The sequence below is a fragment of the Vibrio agarilyticus genome, from assembly GCF_012641465.1.
GTDB lineage: Bacteria > Pseudomonadota > Gammaproteobacteria > Enterobacterales > Vibrionaceae > Vibrio > Vibrio agarilyticus.
The window spans coordinates 1-22,376 of record NZ_JABAIK010000031.1; the positions used below are offsets into that span (position 1 = coordinate 1).

Below are 22,376 nucleotides of genomic sequence, written 5' to 3' on the forward strand. Positions count from 1 at the left end.
GCACTCCTTAAAGATAGGTCTAAGCCTATCGCTTAACTAATGAGTGTCCGTTTTAATTGGGGGCTATTACAGATAAAGGATTGCCATTGGAAGCGATTATTTCACGTTTAGATGCAGCGTAAAGATTTTTATCGAACAAAGTACAGATAAATATGATCTGAGACGTGGTTGATGTACATGATTCAGGATAAAATATGTCAAAACGGTTTTAAGAATAATTTATGAAAAAAATTCTTCTATCGATAACTGGCACGAGCCCGCAAGTTTTGACAGAAACACTATACGCATTACATCAAAGTGGACGCCCCTTTCCAGATGAAGTGTACGTGATAACGACTCTAAGTAGTTTAAAAATACTCACGAACGGACTATTTCGAGATGGTCACTTAAATGATCTTAAGGATGAATATCAATTACCAAATTTCAAATTTGATCAAAGCCATATCTGGTTGATCGAAGATGAACATGGTCAATTCATTGATGATGCGAAGTCGATAGAAGACCAAACTTCAATGGCAAACTTTATCACGCGTAAAGTGTATGAGCTGACGCAGGATAAGAACGTGAGTATTCATGCCTCGTTAGCGGGGGGGCGAAAAACAATGGCCTTTTATTTTGGCTACGCCATGTCGATGTTTGGCCGCGAGCAAGACACAGTTAGTCATGTTTTCGTAGATGATCAATACGAGTTTGTTCGAGATTTTTGGTATCCTACAAAATCACCGAAGTGGGTAACGGGTAAATACGGACAAGGAGAAATTGATGTAAGCCTGGCGCAAGTAACTTTGGCTGAAATCCCATTTGTCCGCATGCGAACCTCTATTGAACCTAGCTTAATGGCATCGCTCGCTAACCTCTCATTTAGCCAAACCGTTGGTATGCTGAATGTGGGTGATAAGCAACGGTTAAGTGTCGTCATCGATACTTCTGCCAAGTTAATCTCGACCTTGGGCATCGACATCAACCTAACCGCAAAAGAGATGGCTTTTTACCTTTGGCTCTATAATAAAGGCCTGAGTGGGCTTTTAATTGAGCGCTATTTTGAACAGAACTTAGAGCATACTATTAGTTTTTTAAATACTTACAGTGGTTTTGCTACTGATCCACGAATTTATAATACCTTTAAGACTACGCCAGAAGATTTTAGAGAGGGGAAGTTTGACACCTTAATTGGTATGGAACGTGAATTTCTGCAACCTATTTGCTCAAACATTAATCGTAAGCTTAGGAATCAACTGCCATCTCAAACGGCTAATAAAATGTTGATTCGCTCAGAGTCAGAACAGGGTGAACAGCGTTACTGGGTTGCGTTATCAAACGATGAATGTCAAATCCAATGGAATAGTAAGCAGTAAAATGGTAATCGTGCCTGTTGTCATGATTCATATGCTAATACTTTTGTATTTCCGTCGCTTATAATATCGTTTTTAAGCTTATTTAGACATTTAAAAACTATTTTAGGCACTATCTAAATCTTCTTAATCTTAATAATAGATATTAATTTAAATGGGCAAATAAAATGTATCGAAATGAGTTGTACTCGATATTGCACAGCATCTTTGCTATCAAAGGTCATTCACTTCCTAATGGCCTACCTCTCTATCGATACCGATGTAGTGATGAGCAGTTCGAACTGTTGAAAACACAACTCTCAAGCCATGGTAAATCAATGGGGCGTGGGAAACGTGCTCCTCTTTATGTGCATGAAGCATTCTGTTTATTTTGTTCCGAGTGGGTTCGTCGCAATCATTTCACAGGACACGTAAAATGGTCTGACATCACGGAAGCTTTAAGCTGGCCGAATTTAAAAAGCAGCACTCTTACTTATTTGACTGAAAGTGGATTGAAGTTTTGGAAAAGACCACTACGAATTAAAGGCAACAAACCTGCTTATTTATTAACGCTAGTGTTGGAAGGTGGACTTCCTCTTAAAATGATCTCATCAAATGAAGGGACGCTAGTAACATATTTCCGCAAAGTGTTAACAGCTATTCGCCAAAATACTCAGAGGAATATTGATGTATATGAGCTGGCTGCTAGTTGTGAAGAGTTTCTACCAGTATCTCTTCGTAATGATGTTGTATTTAATTTAGCAGGTGAGTTTTGTCGAACGCTTAATGAATTAGCTTGTCAAGTTGATGTGTCACGGTCTGATGTTGTTAGCAAAATTAAAGCTTACGACAAAAACTGGTACAAGCAACTTCCTGTGGTGTTGAGTGAAGTTGATGCAGAAAAGCTAGCTAAAGCCGTATTTTCAAGCGACTCATCTTCGACATCGCACGTTCGCTCGTCTCTTAGGATCCAGCGAGAGTGGATCAAAGAAGATGACACTTGGTTTTGTGAGACAACGTTCAAGTTACCCTTGCAAATAAAAACTAAAGTTTTAGAAAATCACTTCAACCTTAATCCAAACAGCAAGGCGACTAGATTGGTTCTAGCATGCTCATATTCAGACGAAGCCAAAACGCTAGCTTTACTGTCAAAGCACGATGAAGACATCTGGAGTGTTGAAAAATACGCAGCAGCTAATGAGATTATTAGTGGGCGATATTCACTAAGTGAGTTTAGCTTTCAACTATTTGATGGTGGTACAGAGTTAGGATCTTATGTACCAGTTGGTGGCGAGGCGTTATCTGGTGACCTTCCTTGGGTCTTGGAGCCGCTTGATGAAGATATGACAAAGCTACGATTGATCGGTAGCGGAAGCCTATCTGCGAAGTCTCCGATTGTATTTTTAGCTATGCCGCTGTCTAACAGTTTTATTACCTTGGACAGTGATGGTGATTTTGGTATTCCTGAATTAATTGATAACTGTGAAAGATTTTTGACGCAGGTCCGTGGTGATTACATAGTTACGCTTGAAGATGGCGTTCGCTGTAGTATCAAGACTGGGCAAGTCGAAGATGAAGTGCCTCATTTTGTTTTTGGGCGAAACGCTTTTAAGAATATTTTCAGTAAGTATCCAATATTTGTTGGTGAGCCCATTATATTTCAAGTTATGGGGACAGAATATCAACGTGTCAATACGGGGTCTTTTGTCTGGCGTCGCTTGAGACCTGGTCAAGCCGAGTGGATTCCTTTTTCAGAAAGAAAGCCTCTAGGAAAAGTAGAAATTAGACAAGTGATCGATGGTGTCGTTCGTTACAGTTCTCGCTGTGTAATTTTGCCTGAAAACGCCAATGTATCTTTGCTACCAAAAAGTGAGGTTTCTGGAGTAGTTCGATTCGTAGGATTTAAAGACGCTAAGCTTGAAGATCTTCATGAGGGGGAGTTCTATAAATCCCATTCTGATTTTTCAGAGAATGATATTCGCCTAGAGGTTTTGTCGAAGTCTCAGTATAAACAGCCCCTTAAACTCAAACTTAGCTGGCCTGATGTTGAACCGGTGGAGCTTTTGATCCCATTCCCAGCTAAAGGCAGTCGATTTGTTAGTTTTGATAAGAATCTTAGCGACTTAGTTTCGATTGGCCATCTTTTTGGTATAAGAGCAGAAGGCATTGAAATTGACGGTCAGGATGAAAAGTATTGGGTTGAGGCTGAAAAAATGTTATCAGACCTCCAATCTCCTTCAAACGGGGCTAACTTACTCAAGATCAAGTTTCCAATGCTGGGGACTAGTAGTGAGGGGACAAAAGAGCTGTCGTTAGCATGCATGCTGCGACCCGTTCAAAGTCTACTATCAGCGGCTGAAACGGATGAAGTCATAAACTTGCGCGCTTATTCTGCGGGGACCAAGGAAAGTACACTTTCAATCTGTCGATATTCATTTATTTTGTCCTGTCATAGCAGTGGTATCAGTTTGACGCCTGAGTCAATGCAGAATCTCGACGATGATGTTTCAGTGTTTGCCTTGAATTTGTCATCATTAGATCAGGAAGTTATACAGCTAACCTTTTCGGAGTATGGCGGGGTTGAACTTTATAACTTAGCTGGAAAACAAGGTGCTTGGCTACTCTATTGTGAAAGAGATGGTGTTGTTGTTTCCAATCAAGCTATCGTAAACAACATTGAGAACGAAAGCGAAGAAAGTTTAGTATCGCGCTCAATATATAGTGATGACGCCGCTACAGAACTTCTTGCTGAAGACTTAAGTTCATTTTCGTCTGTTAGTTGGTATGAATTACTCAAAAATCTGGTTGGTATGGGGCGATTTGATGCCAAGACATTTTCGATATGTAATCAACTTAAAAAGAACAACAAACAGCTGATAAATCTCCTGTTTATTTCTACGTTTACCGGTAACTATGAGCAAATATATGGCTTAGAGAATCAACTCGGTTTCAGTTGGGGCTGTATTTCGCTAGAAGACTGGAAAGCCGCAGCAGAAAAGTTGGTTTTAGATACTAAAAACGATCCAAATATGTTTGTTGGCATGTTAGCGATGATGCAAATTCCTTTGCGAACATTGGCTCATCGAGATTGGCGCATCAGAACAGGTGTCAATATTGTTCTTAAACACTTATCAAAAGGAATCGGTCAGCCAATCGAATTAGTGGAGGACGCAACGCAGGAGCAAGTCAAAGCTGCTATTCAAGATCTTATTCGACTTGTCGACAACCTTGCTCGAATTGATGGTTATGCTAGAGACGTTTACATAAAAGCATTGAGTACAAATAAGGAACTGTCCAAATCGGTAGATACCTATTGGGCGACTCGCCAGTATTCGATAGAAGTATCCAATCTTCTGAATCACGTGATGCTCTCTGCTGCTTTCACGTTATTACGGGCTGATGAAGCTAAGAAATATATAAAACTAAACACATTGTTTAACTTGGCCTACCAACAAGCTCCTGAGCATTTTGGTCCAATTTTTAATTTTTTTCAGAATAATTTGGTGAAATAGATGACGCAGAATAGGCATTTAGAATTCGCACCTCTACTAGAACAACTGCAGAAACGTTCAGAGCGTTCAGTTGTTAGTCAATATGCTTTTAAGAGTAAAGCTCTGACCTCGTTTTTGCGTAATGTACTGTCGTCTGCGCCGGGTTCTGAAAGCGCTCTAATGGCTGATCCTGTTTTTGAGGCAATGTTCCCTTGGCAGCAAGCAGATGAAACGATGAACTCGCTCAAAGGCTCATTACTTTCAGAGCATTTGGTCGATGTTCTCAAAGGGATAGAGGCTCCATTCAAACACCAATTGACAGCTTGGCGTTCTATTTTGGAAGAAGGTAAATCGACCTTGGTCAGCAGCGGCACGGGTTCTGGTAAAACCGAATGTTTTATGGTTCCGATTCTGGAAGACCTTGTTCGCCAACAAAAAGCTCGGAAGGGTAAGCTTATCGGTACTCAGGCTTTATTCCTGTATCCATTAAACGCCCTGATCAACAGCCAACAAGAGCGACTCTCTAAATGGACAAAAGAGTTTAGAGGAGATATTCGCTTTGCTTTGTACAACGGTGAAACAGAACGTTACCGTTCTAAGGTTAAAGAGCAACAATTAGATCATCCCGAACAGGTTCTGAGTCGAGAAGAACTTTGGCAATATCCGCCTTCGATTCTTGTAACCAACGCGACGATGCTTGAATACATGTTGGTCCGTAAAGAAGATCAACAACTGATCGAGCAGTCAAAAGGTATGCTCAAATATATCGTTCTGGATGAAGCTCATACTTATGTTGGTTCGCAGGCGGCTGAACTCGCCTTATTGCTACGTCGCGTAATGCAAGCATATGGCGTAGGGCCTGGAACAGATTATCCAGTTCAAGTTATTGCTACATCGGCAACTATTGGTGAAGACACGGCTGAAGGAAATAAAACACTTGCGAAGTATCTTGCCGCTCTTGCGGGTGTAGAAGATGCTGAAGTAGAACAAAAGGTGAAAATTGTCCGTGGCTATCGTGACATTCCAAAGCTACCTGCAATCGAGATCGCTAATTTGGAATTCCCATTTGAGCATGTTGGACGTCTTAAAGCGCTTACTAGAGAAGAGTTGTATTCCACGTTAGGCAACTACACGCTACCCCGATTATTGCGACAGGTTTTTTCTAATGACTTGAGGGTATTAGAGCAGTTTAATTTAACGCCAATGCCTGCTTACCAGCTTTCAACATTACATCGTGTTGCTAAATCGGTTGATTCATCTATTACCAAGCAGCAGGTTCTAACTGTACTTGATCTCATGACTTATGCCATGAATGGTGAAGCATTTACACCGCTACGTATGCACGCGTATTTGCGAACAACTTCAGGCTTATGGGCATGTAGTAACCAAAGTTGTTCTCACAAACATGAGACCTTACAGTCTGACGATTGGAGCTTTGGCAAAGTATTCACCAATCTCAAGCACAACTGTGAATGCGGCGCACCAGTCTTTGAGCTTGTAAGCTGTCAAGGATGTGGCACATCCTATTTGGCGTGTGAGGAAAAGTTACATCAAGGCAATACTTATCTACGTCCCCGCATATTGGATTTTGATGAAGATGAGTTTGTGTTAGATATCGAGCAACCTGAAAGTGATGCTGATGAAGAAATTGGTGGCACTGGATTTGAGCGCATGCTCGGTGAAGGTGGGGAACCTTTTAAACTGGGAATTGGACGTGAAAATCTTGGCCTGCTTTCACCCAAAGAAGGAAACGCCATCAACATTGGTTTATTGAGGCCGCTTCAGTCAGCAGATGATGGAGAAACTCGCAGTCATTTCCGATGTGGGTGCTGTGGCGAGAAAGAAACTAAAAGCGGTGGATTGTTCCGTTACGCACGACTTGGTGCACCATTCTTCTTGGGCGACATGATCCCAACTATGCTCGATTTTTCTCCTGCACCCCAAGAGAAAGATCAACGTATGGGTCCGAGTCAAGGTAAGCGCCTTTTGACGTTTACCGACTCTCGCCAAGGAACGGCACGAATCTCTGCGAGACTTCAGCAAGACGCAGACCGAAATACGCTAAGAACACTGACTTATCATGAGTTGGCGGAAACGTCGACAGGTGATGCGGGCGTCGATTTTTCTGTAGAATTTGAGCCGCTTTGTAAAGAGCTTGATGGGCATCCAATGACAGCCATGACAGCGGCGATCATCAGAAAGTTTCTTTCCGGAGAAGAAGTGCCAGCAAATGAAAGGACGATGTTGGAATCGATTCCCTCAATGTTACCGATGTGGGGGAAACCGGAGTACGTTGAGTCTTTCCAGCAAGCGCTAAAAGGGACAGCTAAGAACTCAGGTGTATTGCTGAGCTGGAAACAAATGGCTCAACAATTGGCAAATAGCCGTTCTGATTTTGACACGATGCGCGGTCGCCTAAACAAATTGTCAGGCCTAAATCTTGATAAAGAGCAGTACGCTGATTTCTGTTTGTATACAGAGTTCGGTCGTCGCCCTAAGAAAACGTGGTCATTGGAAAGTCTCGGACTGGTCTCTGTTCAATACCCTGCACTTGAGAAAATAATTACAGTCCCGAGTGAGTGGAAGCACCTGCTAACGGATACTGATAGTCAAGTAGCCGAATGGCGAAACTTCTTAAAGATCATTCTGGATTTCTATCTTCGTGAAAACAGCGCGGTATTCTTTGATAACGAGCATTACCAGCGATGGATGGGGGCGCGCTTCCCTAGAAAGATTCTTCGTGGTCCAGCGGTTGATTTTGCTGAACAACGCCGTGATTTGCTGTGGCCAAAGTTTAGAAAAAAACAACATAACCGCATCATCAAACTGTTGGTGGCGGCTTTTCCTCAGATCATTCCGGAAGAGGCTTTTTGGCGAGAGAGCGTTAATCATTTGATGGTCTCAGCGTGGGAAGCGATCAAGCCTATGTTGCATTCACTTGAATCTGGTTATCAACTCAACCTCAAAGAGCAGGTGGTGTTTGCTACGCCGAAGAAAGTGTGGATTTGTCCTTATACGAGAAAAGCACTGGATGTGACGCTTCGTGGTTATTCACCTTATTTGCCAAACAAAGACATCCGTGACGTCTTCAAAGCAACACAAGTTGAAATGCCTGCTATTCCGAACAAGCATTGGCGCAATGAAGATGACTCAACGATCCCTAAAGCAGAACGATTAGCGTGGCTAGAAAGCAACCCAGTGGTATTAGAAGCGCGTCAGCAAAACATGTGGCCAAACCGAAGCGACAGGATTGCAGCGAAAGAGTCATGGTACCGATTAGAAGAACACTCAGCGCAACAAAGCTCAGAAGTAAACAAATCGAATGAAGCTCTGTTTAAAGAAGGCAAAGTCAATGTTCTAAACTGTTCTACCACGATGGAAATGGGGGTAGATATTGGTGGCATGTCTATTGTTGCTATGAATAACGTTCCGCCTGCACCTGCTAACTATTTACAGCGTGCTGGTCGTGCTGGTCGTCGTGGAGAAACAGCGGCGGCAGCGGTGACACTATGCAAAAACACTGCTCATGGTATGGAAGTGTTCGAAAATACACTGTGGCCGTTTGTCGTGACGTGTCAGCCACCACAAGTTCGTTTGGAAAGTGAAGCGATAGCACTGCGTCATATTAATGCATTCGCGTTGGGGAGTTTCTTACACCAAAAATCGAATGATGCCACCAAACTGAACTGTGAATGGTTCTTTGAAGGCGACGTCAGCCAGTGTGAAAAATTCGTTTTATGGCTAAAAGATCTGGCTCAAGAAGGCAACTCAAGTGATTGGGCAAAAGGAGCTGAGCGCATTGCCAAAGGTACGGCCATTGCCCATTTGTCGACAAACGCATTGCTTATAAAAGTGATTTCATCTATTGAGTTTGTTCAAGAGCGGTGGCTCGATCAGCTTCAAATTATGTTGGATAACATTGAGTTACTAAAAAATGAGGATAAAAACTGGCAAAACTCACCCGCAGGCAAAGCGGTGTTGTTCCAGCTACGTGATTTCCGCGGGGAATATTTATTCTCATCACTTGCAAGCAAAGCGTTTTTACCGGGGCATGGTTTCCCTGTCGGTGTCGTTAACTTCAATTATCAAACCATTGAAGATCTGAACTTTAAGAAGATCTCAGAGAACGATGCTAAAGCGATCGCTGCACCAGAAAAAGAGCGAAAAAGCTCGCGCAACTTTGCATCAATGCCAAGTCGTGACTTGCCAACAGCACTAAGAGAATATGCCCCTGGAGCCGATGTTGTATTGGGCGGAAAGGTGTATCGTAGTGCAGGGGTTATGCTAGGCAAAGTCTTGGCTAGTGGGCAGGAGCTTAAGGGAGATTCTCAGCATCTGCCGTTCTTCTGGCATTGTTCGTCTTGTGGTGCAGGTGCTACTCAGCAAACCATGCCAAGAGTATGTACACACTGTGGTTCAAAGCTAAAACAAGATGACATCAATCGCTACTTACAACCAATAGGATTTGCCACGGATATTCGTTATCAATCACATAACGACGTGAATCAGCCAAAACAGATGCCGTTCAAGCAGCCAAGGGTGCTGTTACCAGTATCGCAGTGGCTACCTCTACCGGATCCAAGTATGGGCCGTTACCGTTTTAGCAATAAAGGTGAGATTTATCACTACTCGAACGGTGAGTGTGATTTGGGGTATTCAGTTTGCCTTAGCTGCGGTCGAACGGAATCTCAATCTCAAGAAGGGAGAAAGCCACGTTCACTCATCAATCCAGAACTAGAGAATACGCATTACCGTTTGCGTGGTGGTAAAGCAACCAACGATGGTGATGGTAGAGAAGCCAAGCTTTGTCACGGCAGTGTCATTACAGACCTACAGCTTGGATATAGCGCTCAGACAGACGTGATCGAAATCCAGCTCAAGGATATGGATGGTATTTCCATTAGCAATGACACTGAAGCTTGGTCACTCGTTGTTGCGTTACGTGAAGGCTTAGCCCGTCACCTAGGGATTGAAACGTCAGAGCTGGGGCTATCGGTTCAACAAGCACAAGATGAGCGTGAAGAATTTACATACTCTTTGTTTATCTTTGATAAATCGGCAGGGGGCGCTGGTTACGCGGTACAACTGGTAGATTGTTGGAAAGCCGTATTTGAAAAAGCACGTGATGTATTGGATTGTAAGTGTGACAAGGCGTGCCACAACTGTTTGTTAAGCTACGATACGCAATTCTTTATCGATAAGCTCGATCATACTGAAGCGTCGCGATGGGTAAGTTTTGAAATGGTGAATCGCTTGGAGCTAGGCTCGCACCTAAAATACCTTGGTGAAAACAGCGTTTTTGAGACTCTTTCAATGACCGATAGACTTCGCTTGGAGTTATCAAAAGGCAATGTACTTCGTTGTGGCGTTCTTTTATCTGGGAATGCGGCAGAATGGCAACTGGATCGCTGGCCCCTTTTTGAAGATATGATCCGATATGCCGCCAATAATGACGGTAACGTGCAACTTATGTTGACCAAGGAAGACATGGAACAACTTGACAGCTCGGTGAAATCTCAGCTGGCAGGTCTACAAATGCTACCAGGCGCGGCAGTGGACATTCGCATCGTTGATGAGAAGTATTTGTCTGCAAAGGATGGTAAACGAATCGCTTGGCTAGACAAAGGCTCAACCTTTATCGAGTGGGCGGCGGCACCTAACGTTGATACCTCATTATCAGGAGCATGGGGACGCGTATCTGACGGTGTGGTTGTCTCAGCAAATCAGGTGGAATGTGCGTTAGCAAATGTTGGCGAATCAGTGCAGCTTGAAGCCTTGCAACCAATGAACCCTGCTACGGATGTACGCATCACATTTACCACGGAGTTTGATGGTTCGATTGATAGCTTTGGCGAAAGATTTTGGTCAGTATTGAGCAAGCATCATCCTGATATTGTCAATACAGTTAGGGCGGGTACTAAGGTGAAGCGAGTTAGCTACAACGACCGTTTCCTAAAAAGCCCTGTAACGGTAAGACTGATTGGCGAAATCATCACCAAAATTAATGAGTACGCTGATTGTACAAATGCTTCATTGTTGGTGTCTGCAAATAGCCTTGAAACGCAAGAGAGCTATTCTCAGAGAATTTTCCAAGATTGGAATGACAACATAGCACGAGAAAATGTACTTCGCATTTTGCTAAATGATGGCTACTTGGGGCAAAGCTGGGAAGGTGAGATCAGCTTCTTTGCTGGTGGTTATGGTGAAGTCGGGCATGGACGTGAACTAGAGATTGAATTTGAGGATGGAACAACGGCATACGTTTTGTTCGATTACGGTTTAGGCTTTTGGCGCGTGGATGGCTACAGCAGCTTCGACTTCTTTGATGAAGAGGAGCGACAGGCGCAAAAGCTGGCCGCAATGAAATACGATTTGGTCGCACCTGAAACTATGTCTAGCTATATGATTGTTGGATTTAAATAAAGTAATCAGAGCAGATTTTGATCGCTTAGGTATAAAGCAGGGTTTTCGTCATGGAGGCCTTGCTTAAACTCCCCTAATATATGCAGCAAAATATCGATGCTATCGATTTTGCTGAGCAGAGAACATCATGTCACAAACAAATACACACTATGCGCCCGGAATGCGAATTGTCATCCGTGATGCGGAATGGGTTATTCAAAAAGTCGATCACAGTTCCGATGGCGGACACCTCATCACTTGCGAGGGGATCTCAGAACTGGTTCGTGGTAAAGAAGGTCGTTTCTTAACATCGCTGGAAGGTGATGTGGAGGTGCTAGACCCAAAAAACACCAAACTTGTGGAAGACGATTCTCCAAGCTACAGCGCATCCAAGCTTTATATTGAAAGTATGTTGCGCAGCCGAGTGCCAACGGATGAAACAGTCCACATGGGGCACAAAGCTGCGATGGATCCGCTGCCATTTCAGTTAGACCCAACAAAAATGGTGTTGCAACAACCTCGACATCGTATTCTGATCGCCGACTCCGTGGGTTTAGGTAAAACCCTTGAGGCAGGGATCTTAGTGTCTGAACTGATCCGTCGTGGCAAGGGCAAGCGTATCCTTGTTTTGGCAGTGAAATCGATGCTGACCCAGTTCCAAAAAGAGTTTTGGAGCCGTTTTTCTATCCCATTGACTCGCTTGGATTCGGCGGGCTTGCAAAAAGTGCGTAACCGAATTCCAACCAACCACAATCCGTTCCACTACTATGACAAAGCAATCATTTCAATTGATACGCTTAAGCAAGATGTGGAATACCGTCATTATTTGGAGCAAGCTTACTGGGACATCATCGTAATCGATGAAGCGCACAACGTCGCAGAGCGTGGTTCGCATTCACAACGTAGTAAGCTTGCTAAACTGCTTTCTCGTCGCAGTGATACCCTAGTCATGTTGTCTGCAACACCACACGATGGTAAGGCAGAGAGCTTTGCCAGCTTGATGAATATGCTGGACGCTACAGCAATCGCGAATCCAAGCGAATACAGCTATGACGATTTTAAAGACAAAAACCTGATTGTTCGACGTTTCAAAAAAGACGTAAAAGATCAGATGAAAGGCGAATTTCCTGAGCGCAACATTCAATCAATCTATGCGAATGCGAGCCCACAAGAAGAAGAAGTCTATCGTCGACTGGTCGCGGCCTCGCTCAAGAGCATGGACAGCGGCAGAAAAAGCAGCCGCCTGTTTAAAGTGACGTTGGAAAAAGCACTGTTCTCTAGCCCAATGGCGTGTTTGTCGACAGTTGAAAATCGTATTCGAAATCTGGAAAAGAAAAATGATCCTGATTTTTATGATGATATTAGCGAGTTGGAATCGCTAGCATCCGCTTTACGCCATATTGATAAGCAGAGTTTCAGCAAGTACCAATCTTTACTCAATACCATTTCTCACGATCTTAAATGGAAAAAATCTCAGGGCGATGACCGCCTGGTCATCTTTACTGAAAGCCTAAAAACGTTAGATTTTCTGTATAACAACTTAAAAGAAGACCTAAAAATAAGCGATGGTGCGATTGCGCAGCTTCATGGTGGTATGTCTGATACCGATATCATGCAAGTGGTCGAAGATTTCGGCAAAGAGAGTTCAAAACTGCGTTTGCTGGTTTGCTCGGATGTCGCATCTGAAGGTGTCAACTTACACCATCTCAGCCACAAAATGGTCCACTTTGATGTGCCATGGTCATTGATGGTCTTCCAACAACGTAATGGTCGTATTGACCGTTATGGTCAAACGCATCAACCACAGATCCGCTACTTACTGACTCAAAGTGACAATGAGCGCATTCGTGGTGATATGCGAGTTTTGGAAGTGTTGATTGAGAAAGATGACCAAGCGCAGAAAAACATCGGTGACAGCTCAGAGTTCACCCGTTCTTACTCGCAGGAAGAAGAGGAAGCGCAAGTTGAAGACGTCATGATGAATGACGACAGCAGTTTTGATACTGCGTCATTCCTAGAAAATTTCTATGACTCAAATATTGAGAGTGATGAAGACGATATTTTTGCCGGTTTCTTTGATGAGTCTCCAATCAGTGAAGATCAATCAGAAGCGAAAGAGATGGTGGGCTTGTTCAATGATGACTTGGAATATTGTCAGCAAGCACTGAAGTATCTTAAGCATCAAGGGCAACATATTATTTCAGAAACTGACGACTCTGGAGTGCTATCGCTGTTTGCGCCGAAAGATTTGCGCCAACGCTTCAAATTCCTGCCGCCTGAAATTCAGCCAACGGAAGAAAATAAATACACCTTGCGTTTAAGCAATGATTTAAACGTGATTAATCACGAGATTGTGCGCTGCCGCGGAGAGCAAACTGCATGGCCGGGTATTCAATATTTGTGGCCAATCAACCCTGTTGTACAGTGGCTCGGTGACAAAATGATGAGTGCCTTTGGTCGTCATCAAGCACCGGTTTTACGTATGCCAGCCCAGTTTGATGCGTACGAAGATCATTATATTTTGTCCGGCTTGTTCCCCAATCGTAAATCTCACCCAGTGGTTAACCCGTGGTTAGTCGTGAGTTTTGAAGAAGGTGAACTGACAGGCATAGAGCGGTTTGAAGACTTTGTTGAAAAGCATCCTTTCCACATTAGTGCGCTATCGAACAAAGGTGGAGAGCGTGGTCACGAGCGCCAAGAGCAATTATTGGGTCGTGCAATAGATGCAGCGTTACCGTACTTACAGTCCATTCGAGACGATGTTGAACGTGAGCTCGATAAGAAACTGTCCGAGCAAATGGAAAAGCTAGAAGCGTTGCGAGGCAAGCAAATGCGTCAGCTCGAACTCGACTTTGGTGAGAGTAAGCAGGCCGAAACCTTAGTGCAAAACCGCAAAGCACAACGTGAACGGGAAATTGACCAAGTGTTCAATGAATACCTGCACTGGATTGAAGACACCATGACAACAGAAAAAACACCATACATTCAGCTGGTGGCAGTAATAACAGGCGCTGAGGGTTACTAATATGGCACTGGTTGGAATTACAAACGAAAACGACTTTTACTCTCACCACTACCTCAGTGAGATCTTTGTTGGCGATATTCGCGGCGTACTGGAAGGCTGGCAAAACAAAGAAAACGAAGCCAGAGAAGCAGAGCGAGCTGATCGTGAAAAAGGCGGCAACCCTACAAAAGGCTACCGCACGCCATTTGATACGCTGCGCAGTTATTCCGGTGAATACTTCCGTGAGCTAAACCAGCACAAAGCGGTAAAGGGTGAAAGCAAACGTCTGGCGAATCAGCGCAGTCGCTGGACGCCAATCATGCAAGCACTTGGCTACGCACTGCAGCCAACAACTGTATTGATTGACGGCGCGGAGCTACCAGTGTTATCCGCCTATCAAGACACACAAGGACAACCATTACTGTGGATTGTGGAAGCGCATGACACATCCGGCGACGATGCTGATCCACTCTCATTGCCGCTGTTGGAAAGTCAGTTAGAAGCGGTCAACGAAGAAAGCCAAAAGGCACTCAAGCAAAACGCACAGGGCGAACCGCTGACATGGCAAGACTTGGTATCGAAGAAGGTGTTCAGTGCCCAAGAACCTCCTCGCTGGGTGCTTCTGCTGGGCAACCGTCAGTGCTTGCTGCTTGATCGCACTAAGTGGGCGCAAAACCGCCTGCTGCGTTTTGACATTGAAGAAATTCTTAGCCGAAAAGAAGCCGATACCCTAAAAGCCACTGCAGCATTACTGCACAAAGATTCGATTTGCCCAGAGCAAGGTCAAAACCTGCTGGATAATCTCGATGAAAGCTCGCACAAGCATGCTTTTGCCGTGTCTGAAGATCTCAAATTCGCGCTGCGTGAATCGATTGAATTACTGGGTGATGAAGCTGCCAACCAGCTGATTGAAAAGGGCTTTACCTACGAAGGTAAAAGTAACATTGACCCGAATCAGTTGAGCTTGGAATGTTTGCGCTACATGTACCGCATGCTTTTCTTGTTTTACATTGAAGCCCGCCCAGAGCTGCAATATGCGCCGACAGATTCGGAAACCTATCTGAAAGGGTACAGTCTTGAAGCCTTGCGTGAGCTTGAAATGGTGGATCTCACCACCGAAGAGTCACGCAATGGTCGCTACATTCATGACAGCTTACAAATGCTATTCCGATTGGTATCGAACGGCTTCAGTGGCAAGAAAGCCTCATCTCGTGACAAAAAGAAAGGCGAGCGCGATGAAGATCTGTTCGCAGAAAGCAGCCATGCTTCGCTAGTACACAGCTTCAGTATCCGTAAACTGGAAAGCCACTTGTTTGATGATGAACGCATGCCGTATTTGGGCCGTGTGATCTTCCGCAACGAAACCCTGCAACGCATTATTGAGTTGATGTCGTTAAGCCGCCCAGGTAAAGGTAAAAACAAGCGCCGTGGCCGTATCTCTTATGCACAGCTTGGTATTAACCAATTAGGTGCGGTGTATGAGGCGCTGCTTTCTTATCGTGGCTTCTTCGCTAAGACCGACTTGTACGAAGTGAAGAAAGAAAAAGAAGAAGTCAATGAGCTGGAAACGGGCTACTTTGTCACTGCGGAGCAGCTTGTGGACTACAAAGAAGGTGAAAAAGTCTTCAACAAAGACGGCTCACTGAAATGCCACCAACGCGGCAGCTTTATCTACCGCATGGCGGGGCGTGACCGTGAAAAATCGGCCTCTTACTACACGCCAGAAGTGCTCACCCAATCTTTGGTGAAATATGCCCTCAAAGAGCTGTACAAAGAGCAGATTGAACCGCTTGAAAGTGCAAGTGAAAAAGCAGACACGATCCTTACTTTGAAAGTGTGTGAGCCAGCAATGGGTAGCGCAGCGTTCTTGAACGAAGCGATCAACCAACTTGCTGAAAAATACCTTGAACTGAAACAGCTTGCTGAAGACAAACGCATTCCGCAAGAGCAATACACTCGTGAACTGCAACGCGTGAAGATGTTCATTGCCGACAACAACGTCTACGGCGTCGATTTAAACCCGATTGCAGTAGAACTGGCCGAAGTGTCACTGTGGTTGAATGCCATCAGTGATGAAGCGTTTGTGCCTTGGTTTGGTTATCAGCTTTATAACGGTAACTCGCTGATTGGTGCGCGCCGTCAGGTGTTCTCAACCGGCGATCTTGCTTACAAAAAAGCCAAAGACCCAAGTTGGCTAAACATTGAGCCAAAACGTTTAGGTCACAGCGATTCGCGTAAAGACCAAGAGGTGTACCACTACTTGCTGCCAGACAACGGCATGGCGGACTACAGCGATAAAGTGGTGAAATCGCTCAAAGAGAGTGAAATCAAAACCATCACCAATTGGCGTAAAGAGTTCGTCAAGTCGTTCACGCCAGATGAAAAAGCCCAACTGCTGCGTATCTCAAACAAAATCGATGAATTGTGGAAAGAGCACACCGCGCAACGTCGAAAAGAGCGTGACATTGTCACAGATAGCCTAAAAGTGTGGCCAGAGTCTGAACACTCAGAGCAGTTAAGCTCAACTCACAGCAAAGATGTATTGCTGAAAAAGTCTCAGCATGAAGGCTCGGCTGTTTATCCGCGTCTGAAAATGGTGATGGACTACTGGTGTGCCCTATGGTTCTGGCCAATCGACAACGCAAATGATCTGCCTAGCCGCGCGGAATACCTGGGTGAAATCGAACAGGTGCTGGAAGGCTACACGGTGACAGAAACCGTAGTCACCGAGGAAAGTTCAGGTCAAATGGCGATGTTCTCTGAAGGCAGTCAACAAACTCAATACCTGTTTTCAACCAGCCGTGGTGGGGTAGTCAATAAGGACTTCCTGTATGATGTGTTCCCACGCTTGCGTAAAGTAGATGAATTAGCAGCGCGCTATAAATTCTTCCATTGGGAGCTGGAGTTTGCTGACATTTTCACTGACAACGGCGGTTTTGATCTGATCCTCGGTAATCCGCCTTGGTTGAAAGTGGAATGGCAAGAAGGCGGCATCATGGGTGACTATGAGCCGCAATTTGTGCTGCGTAAGTTCTCTGCATCCAAGTTGAATACGCTACGTGAAGAAACGCTGCTGAGTATGCCTGCTTTGGAACAAGCCTATTTCTCAGAATATGAAGAAGCATCAGCTACGCAAAATTTCCTCAATGGTTTGGCGAACTATCCTGAGCTTAAGGGTAGTAAAGCGAATCTATATAAATGTTTTTTACCTCTATCTTGGTCCATTGGTAGTAAAAATGGCACAGTGGGATTGTTGCATCCGGAAGGTGTATATGACGATCCCAAAGGTGGTAAATTGAGAACTGAGATTTATAAACGATTGCGGCTACATGCTCAATTTCAAAATCAACATATGCTATTTCCAATAGGTCACCGAAATAAGTATAGCGTAAACATATTTACATCCAGAAAGAATGACAGTGTCGATTTTATCAACGTGTCTAACCTGTTTTTACCAAAAACATTAGATTTATCAATCCACCATAATGGCTCAGGAATGGTAGGAGGAATTAAGAATGATGAGGGGAACTGGGATGAAAGTGGGCATAAAAATCGCTTATTAATTATTGATCAAGATACACTAAAGTTGTTTTCTCAACTTTATGACGAAGAAGGAACCCCTTCACTTGAAGCCAGATTGCCTGCTTTACATTCAACCCAATTACTGACCGTTTTAGAAAAATTTGCCAGTCAGCCGAAAAAACTATCCAGTATAGGAAAAAGTTTTGTTTCCACTCAACACTGGAACGAAGTGAACTCCCAAAAAGACGGAACAATAAAGCGTGATACTTGTCATTCAGACCAAGTAAGTAGTTTGGTGTTATCAGGACCACATTTCTACGTAGGTACGCCAATCTATAAAACGCCAAGAGCAATTTGTACGGAAAAGGGGCACTACGACACGGTTGATTTGCAAAGTATTCCTGAAAACTACCTCCCACGTACCAACTATGTACCAGTGTGTGATGCCGAAGAATATCTGCGTCGTACCCCAAAAGTACCTTGGATTGATGAGGCGGATTTAGCGGCTTGGCAGGAAAATGGGGCGAATCCCGCAGAGAAGCCAGAGCCTCGTCCGGTGACGGATTATTATCGTTTCGTGAATCGTGAAATGATAGGGCCTTCTTCTGAACGAACTATGATTGCAACGATTATCCCAAAAGGTGTTGGACACATTAACACTTGCTTGGGTACCGTGTTTAAACGCTATGCCGACTTGTTAGATTACTTCGGGATGACATTATCTGTTCCCATTGATTATAGAGTTAAAAGTACGGGAATGGGGCATGCTAATACAACGTTGATCAATCAGCTTCCGGTGCTCTCCAATGATACTTATCGAGTAGCTATTCATGCTCGCGCTTTGGCGTTAGTGTCTTTAACAACAGCGTATCAAGAGTTGTGGGGTGAATGTTTTAAAACGCAGTTTGGAAATGAAACTTGGGCAAAAGAGGATTCCCGTCTTCAAAACAGCTTCTTCAAAAACCTAACGCCAGAATGGCATCGTGACTGTGCGCTACGCACCGATTACGCTCGTCGTCAAGCATTGGTCGAAATAGATGTGCTGGTTGCAATGGCTCTGGGTATGACCTTGGAGGAGCTGAAAACCATCTACCGTGTTCAGTTCCCAGTAATGCGCCAGTACGAGGCCGATACCTGGTATGACCAAACCGGACGTATTGTGTTTACCGCATCAAAAGGCTTGGTCGGAGTAGGTTTAGACCGTAAGTTCAACAAGAAAAACGGGTTTACCACCACGATTGAAAACGGTGTGTATGATAATCGTGTCCAAGGTTTGGGCTCAGAAGACGAACCGCTAACAGACACTAACGTGCAATTGGGTTGGGAAGATATCCGCGAACTCAAATCCGGTAAGGTTTACAAAACCTATCTGGATGACACTCAACCAGGCGGCCCAGTAGAGCGTACAATCGAATACGTTGCCCCATTTGACAAGTGCGACCGTGAACGCGACTACGATGTGGTGTGGGCCGAATTTGAAAGGCGCTTTAAGTAGTAAATCACATAAAATATAAGTTGGTTGTAATATAATCCACAAAAAACCAGAGCCTGAGTGCTCTGGTTTTTTGTGGACGTTTAATGATTGCATGAGGAAGCAATGAGCTTACAGCACCCTGAAGATATTTTAACACACGCACTTTCCACCTTCGGTGAAGCGACCAAAGGATTAGCTGAAATTAGTATTGGTTCATTTACGAGTTCTAGTAAGGAATTTATAATATATACCTATTTGAGAAGTAAGCATGTGAAAGATTATAAGGCTGAGTGTATAACTATTAGATTTCCTATATCTATCTACCCATTAAAATTAACAATTGATGATAAGAAAATGTCCGGTGCTTTTACTCGTAGTGATATTATATGTCGTGATAAGGAATCTTTGTGTGATGCTCTTAATAAGTTCTTTCTCTCTGATTTATTTACAGAAGAGGTGAAATTATTGGTTAATATTGCCGCAATGAATAAATCACGTTCATAACCTTTAGGTTTTTATGCATTACTACGACGAAACCAATGAATTTTGTATCGTATGGCCTGAGTTTATTACTAATGAACTGACTTCGATATCGACCGATGCTGAACTTTGTATCCATTGGCCAAGCTTCTTTGAATACGAAGAACAGAGCGATGATGAGTCGAATGAGTTATGTATTCAATGGCCGAATTATTTTTCTGACAGCATTGTTCGGAATGAAGATGATCGCCGAATTATTTGGCCTAACTATTTCCAACATGAAAATCTAGAAAAGGGAGGTGGTGAGCCTTTTCTAATCAAATGGCCAGATTTTTTCGATTTGAAAAGCGGTATATCTGATTCGGATGAAGAGCTATTGATTCAATGGCCTGAGTTTATTTCAACTGAAACTAAAGCTCTTATTGATTCATTACCTATCTATGAGCACGTGGAAACTCAGCAAAGTAGGTTATTAAAGCAAGATAGATATACGCCAACGTATACACGAAGCTTTTATGATCATAGTGATAATTTGAGCGGTCTGCAGTTTGTATCTGGTCATTATCGTCGTCTGAAAAATGGCTCTATTGTGTATGTGAAGCCACATCGCCGCGTTCGATAGTTGGGTTATGGGGGCCTTTAATAACGATGTTCGAGCCAATTTTCTCAGAACCTCTAAGCGACGAAGAGATCAAAGAAATCATTAACACCTGTGATGATAATGTTTTCACTAACTGTTTAGGGTGCGAAGCTTGTGAGGTTTGCCCTTATCTAGGGCGCTCATTTGAGTTAACTGAGCATTATTAAACTGCACATAGTAGTAAACACCTAACGAACTCGGCGGGGGGATTGGCTTGTGGAAGACAAGCAGCCTAGCAGAGCTGCACGATTGAATAAATCGCCCCATTCGACAAGTACGATCGTGAATGAGACAACGAAATGGTGTGGACTGAGTTTGAGCGCTCTTTTAAGCAATAAATAATAAAAATATAAGTTGGTTGCAATTAGTGACTTCTAATATAATCCGCGAAAGCCAGAGTCCTAGTTCTCTGGTTTTTTGTTGGATTTTGAGTCCTCGATACACCACCTTAGCAATGACTTTGTAAGCTTATGAAAGCCTATTATCCGATCTATTTGATAATATCATCAATGTAAGAGCGGTTCAGGTCTTTTATTACATTAAATCGTTCGTTATTCGTTAACGGCTTTATATAAAGCGGTAAAAGTTAAATTTAATGAGTAAGTTTGTTAAAGAATATAAGCGCACTAACAACTCTATTTTAGCGTATAAAAATACTGTTGATTGCAGTAGTAAAACAATTCGTGAAATTTCTGAAGAGTCGTTTCAGGCTTTTGAAGATGTTTATGAAGATTTAGAGTTCTTTATACCTGCGGTAAATAAAAGATCAGTGTTAAAGAATGTAGGGAAAGTGATGGGAGCCATGGTTTCTCTCGGTGGCTCATTTATGCTGGAAGTGCACAACAAGCATTACGCTGACATGTACGAAGCAATTTATAAGCCTGCTTTTAACCGCATAAAAACCATTGAACGATCTACTAACGAAACTCTATCTTCTATTGGAGCGGATCTAAGTCGATTAAAGACCTCACTTAAACCAGTAGAAAAGATACTTAAGTCAAAATCGACTGTACGCTCAGTCCAAACACAAACGTTGAGTCAATTTAAACGGTTCAACTCAGGTTTTAATACTTCGCTCAACGTCGGCTTTGGTGGTCTGGTTGGCGGCACAACCGCACTTGGCGCGTGGGGGCTGGTTTCTTTGATTGGTTCTGCCTCTACAGGTACAGCAATATCTTCGTTATCCGGTGTTGCTGCCACTAACGCAACGTTAGCGTGGTTTGGTGGTGGTTCACTTGCAACGGGGGGCGCAGGTATGGCAGGCGGCTTTTGGGTGCTTGGTGGGATCTTAGTCGCGCCGATGGTCTTCTTTTCTACTAAAAGCTCTTACAAGAAGATTGACAAAGTAAAAGAACAGAAAGAAACGTTAATTCAAGAAGCAGACAAGTTGATCAGCTATATGCCGGAAGCAGAAAAGCAGCTGTTAGAAGCTAGAAAACAAGCTGACAAAGTTAACACACTTTTGAAAATTTACCTACCGATCATCGAAAAGGAGCTAAAAGTATACAAAAGTCACTGCTCATTTTTCAGAGATTTATTTGGTTTGAAAATGAGGCCTGAACAAGAGATTTCATATCAAAAGCTTAATTTACTCACGCATGAGTTATTAAAAAGGTTAGGTATGACTTGATTTCAACATAATTAATAATGACTTTAATTAGCGACTCCAATCAATCTGATGATTTATTCTAAATGAAAAAAAGTCAACTAAAATAACCATCTAGATCTTGCTAATACCGTTAGTTAGTGACGGCAGTGATTGCATGGCGTCAATATATTCTGATGTAATGACCCAGAGAAGAGTTGGACATGATATTGTGTCACCCTAAAAGGAGTCATTAGTACTATGGAACCAGAAGTAAAACGTTGGACGGCAAAGCGTAAAGCCGAGCTCGTCAAAGAGATCATCAAAGGCAAAACAACGGCTAAAGAAGCGGCAAGAACTTATGATTTGACGCCCGCAGAAGTTGAACGGTGGGTTGATGATGCATTGGGTGGAATGGAGAACGCGCTTAAAGCAAATCCAAAGGAT

9 protein-coding genes are annotated in these 22,376 nt (G+C 43.5%); all 9 read left to right on the plus strand.

Features of this window, described 5'->3' with window-relative positions:
• Positions 1-221 precede the first annotated feature (221 nt).
• On the plus strand, positions 222-1,355 hold the full coding sequence (gene csm6 / locus HGP28_RS18395) for a CRISPR-associated ring nuclease Csm6 (RefSeq protein ID WP_168837909.1): 1,134 nt from the start codon (positions 222-224) through the stop codon (positions 1,353-1,355).
• A gap of 164 nt (positions 1,356-1,519) precedes the next feature.
• Entirely contained in the window at positions 1,520-4,843 is a 3,324-nt protein-coding gene (locus HGP28_RS18400) for an STY4851/ECs_5259 family protein (RefSeq protein WP_168837910.1), read from the plus strand.
• Positions 4,844-5,002: 159 nt separating this feature from the next.
• Entirely contained in the window at positions 5,003-11,245 is a 6,243-nt protein-coding gene (locus tag HGP28_RS18405) for a DEAD/DEAH box helicase (protein WP_211092064.1), read from the plus strand.
• 127 nt (positions 11,246-11,372) lie between these two features.
• The gene (locus tag HGP28_RS18410; protein WP_246225781.1) at positions 11,373-14,249 is read left to right on the plus strand and encodes a DEAD/DEAH box helicase; all 2,877 of its coding nucleotides are present in this window, start codon (positions 11,373-11,375) and stop codon (positions 14,247-14,249) included.
• Position 14,250: 1 nt separating this feature from the next.
• A complete protein-coding gene (locus HGP28_RS18415; protein ID WP_168837912.1) occupies positions 14,251-19,245 on the plus strand; it encodes an Eco57I restriction-modification methylase domain-containing protein in 4,995 nt (1,664 codons plus the stop codon).
• 102 nt (positions 19,246-19,347) lie between these two features.
• On the plus strand, positions 19,348-19,728 hold the full coding sequence (locus tag HGP28_RS18420; RefSeq protein ID WP_168837913.1) for a hypothetical protein: 381 nt from the start codon (positions 19,348-19,350) through the stop codon (positions 19,726-19,728).
• A 13-nt stretch (positions 19,729-19,741) separates the two neighbouring features.
• A complete protein-coding gene (locus HGP28_RS18425; RefSeq protein WP_168837914.1) occupies positions 19,742-20,326 on the plus strand; it encodes a hypothetical protein in 585 nt (194 codons plus the stop codon).
• A 613-nt stretch (positions 20,327-20,939) separates the two neighbouring features.
• On the plus strand, positions 20,940-21,974 hold the full coding sequence (locus tag HGP28_RS18430) for a hypothetical protein (RefSeq protein WP_168837915.1): 1,035 nt from the start codon (positions 20,940-20,942) through the stop codon (positions 21,972-21,974).
• Between the two features lie 216 nt (positions 21,975-22,190).
• Positions 22,191-22,376, plus strand: a 186-nt coding sequence (locus HGP28_RS18435; protein WP_168837190.1) for a DUF1153 domain-containing protein, incomplete at its 3' end; no start/stop codon positions are given.

Bases quoted from the DNA above. Each gene is read 5' to 3' on its own strand.
- csm6 (WP_168837909.1), top strand. From the start codon at position 222: ATGAAAAAAATTCTTCTATCGATAACTGGCACGAGCCCGCAAGTTTTG.
- HGP28_RS18400 (WP_168837910.1), top strand. From the start codon at position 1,520: ATGTATCGAAATGAGTTGTACTCGATATTGCACAGCATCTTTGCTATC.
- HGP28_RS18405 (WP_211092064.1), top strand. From the start codon at position 5,003: ATGGCTGATCCTGTTTTTGAGGCAATGTTCCCTTGGCAGCAAGCAGAT.
- HGP28_RS18410 (WP_246225781.1), top strand. From the start codon at position 11,373: ATGTCACAAACAAATACACACTATGCGCCCGGAATGCGAATTGTCATC.
- HGP28_RS18415 (WP_168837912.1), top strand. From the start codon at position 14,251: ATGGCACTGGTTGGAATTACAAACGAAAACGACTTTTACTCTCACCAC.
- HGP28_RS18420 (WP_168837913.1), top strand. From the start codon at position 19,348: ATGAGCTTACAGCACCCTGAAGATATTTTAACACACGCACTTTCCACC.
- HGP28_RS18425 (WP_168837914.1), top strand. From the start codon at position 19,742: ATGCATTACTACGACGAAACCAATGAATTTTGTATCGTATGGCCTGAG.
- HGP28_RS18430 (WP_168837915.1), top strand. From the start codon at position 20,940: ATGAGTAAGTTTGTTAAAGAATATAAGCGCACTAACAACTCTATTTTA.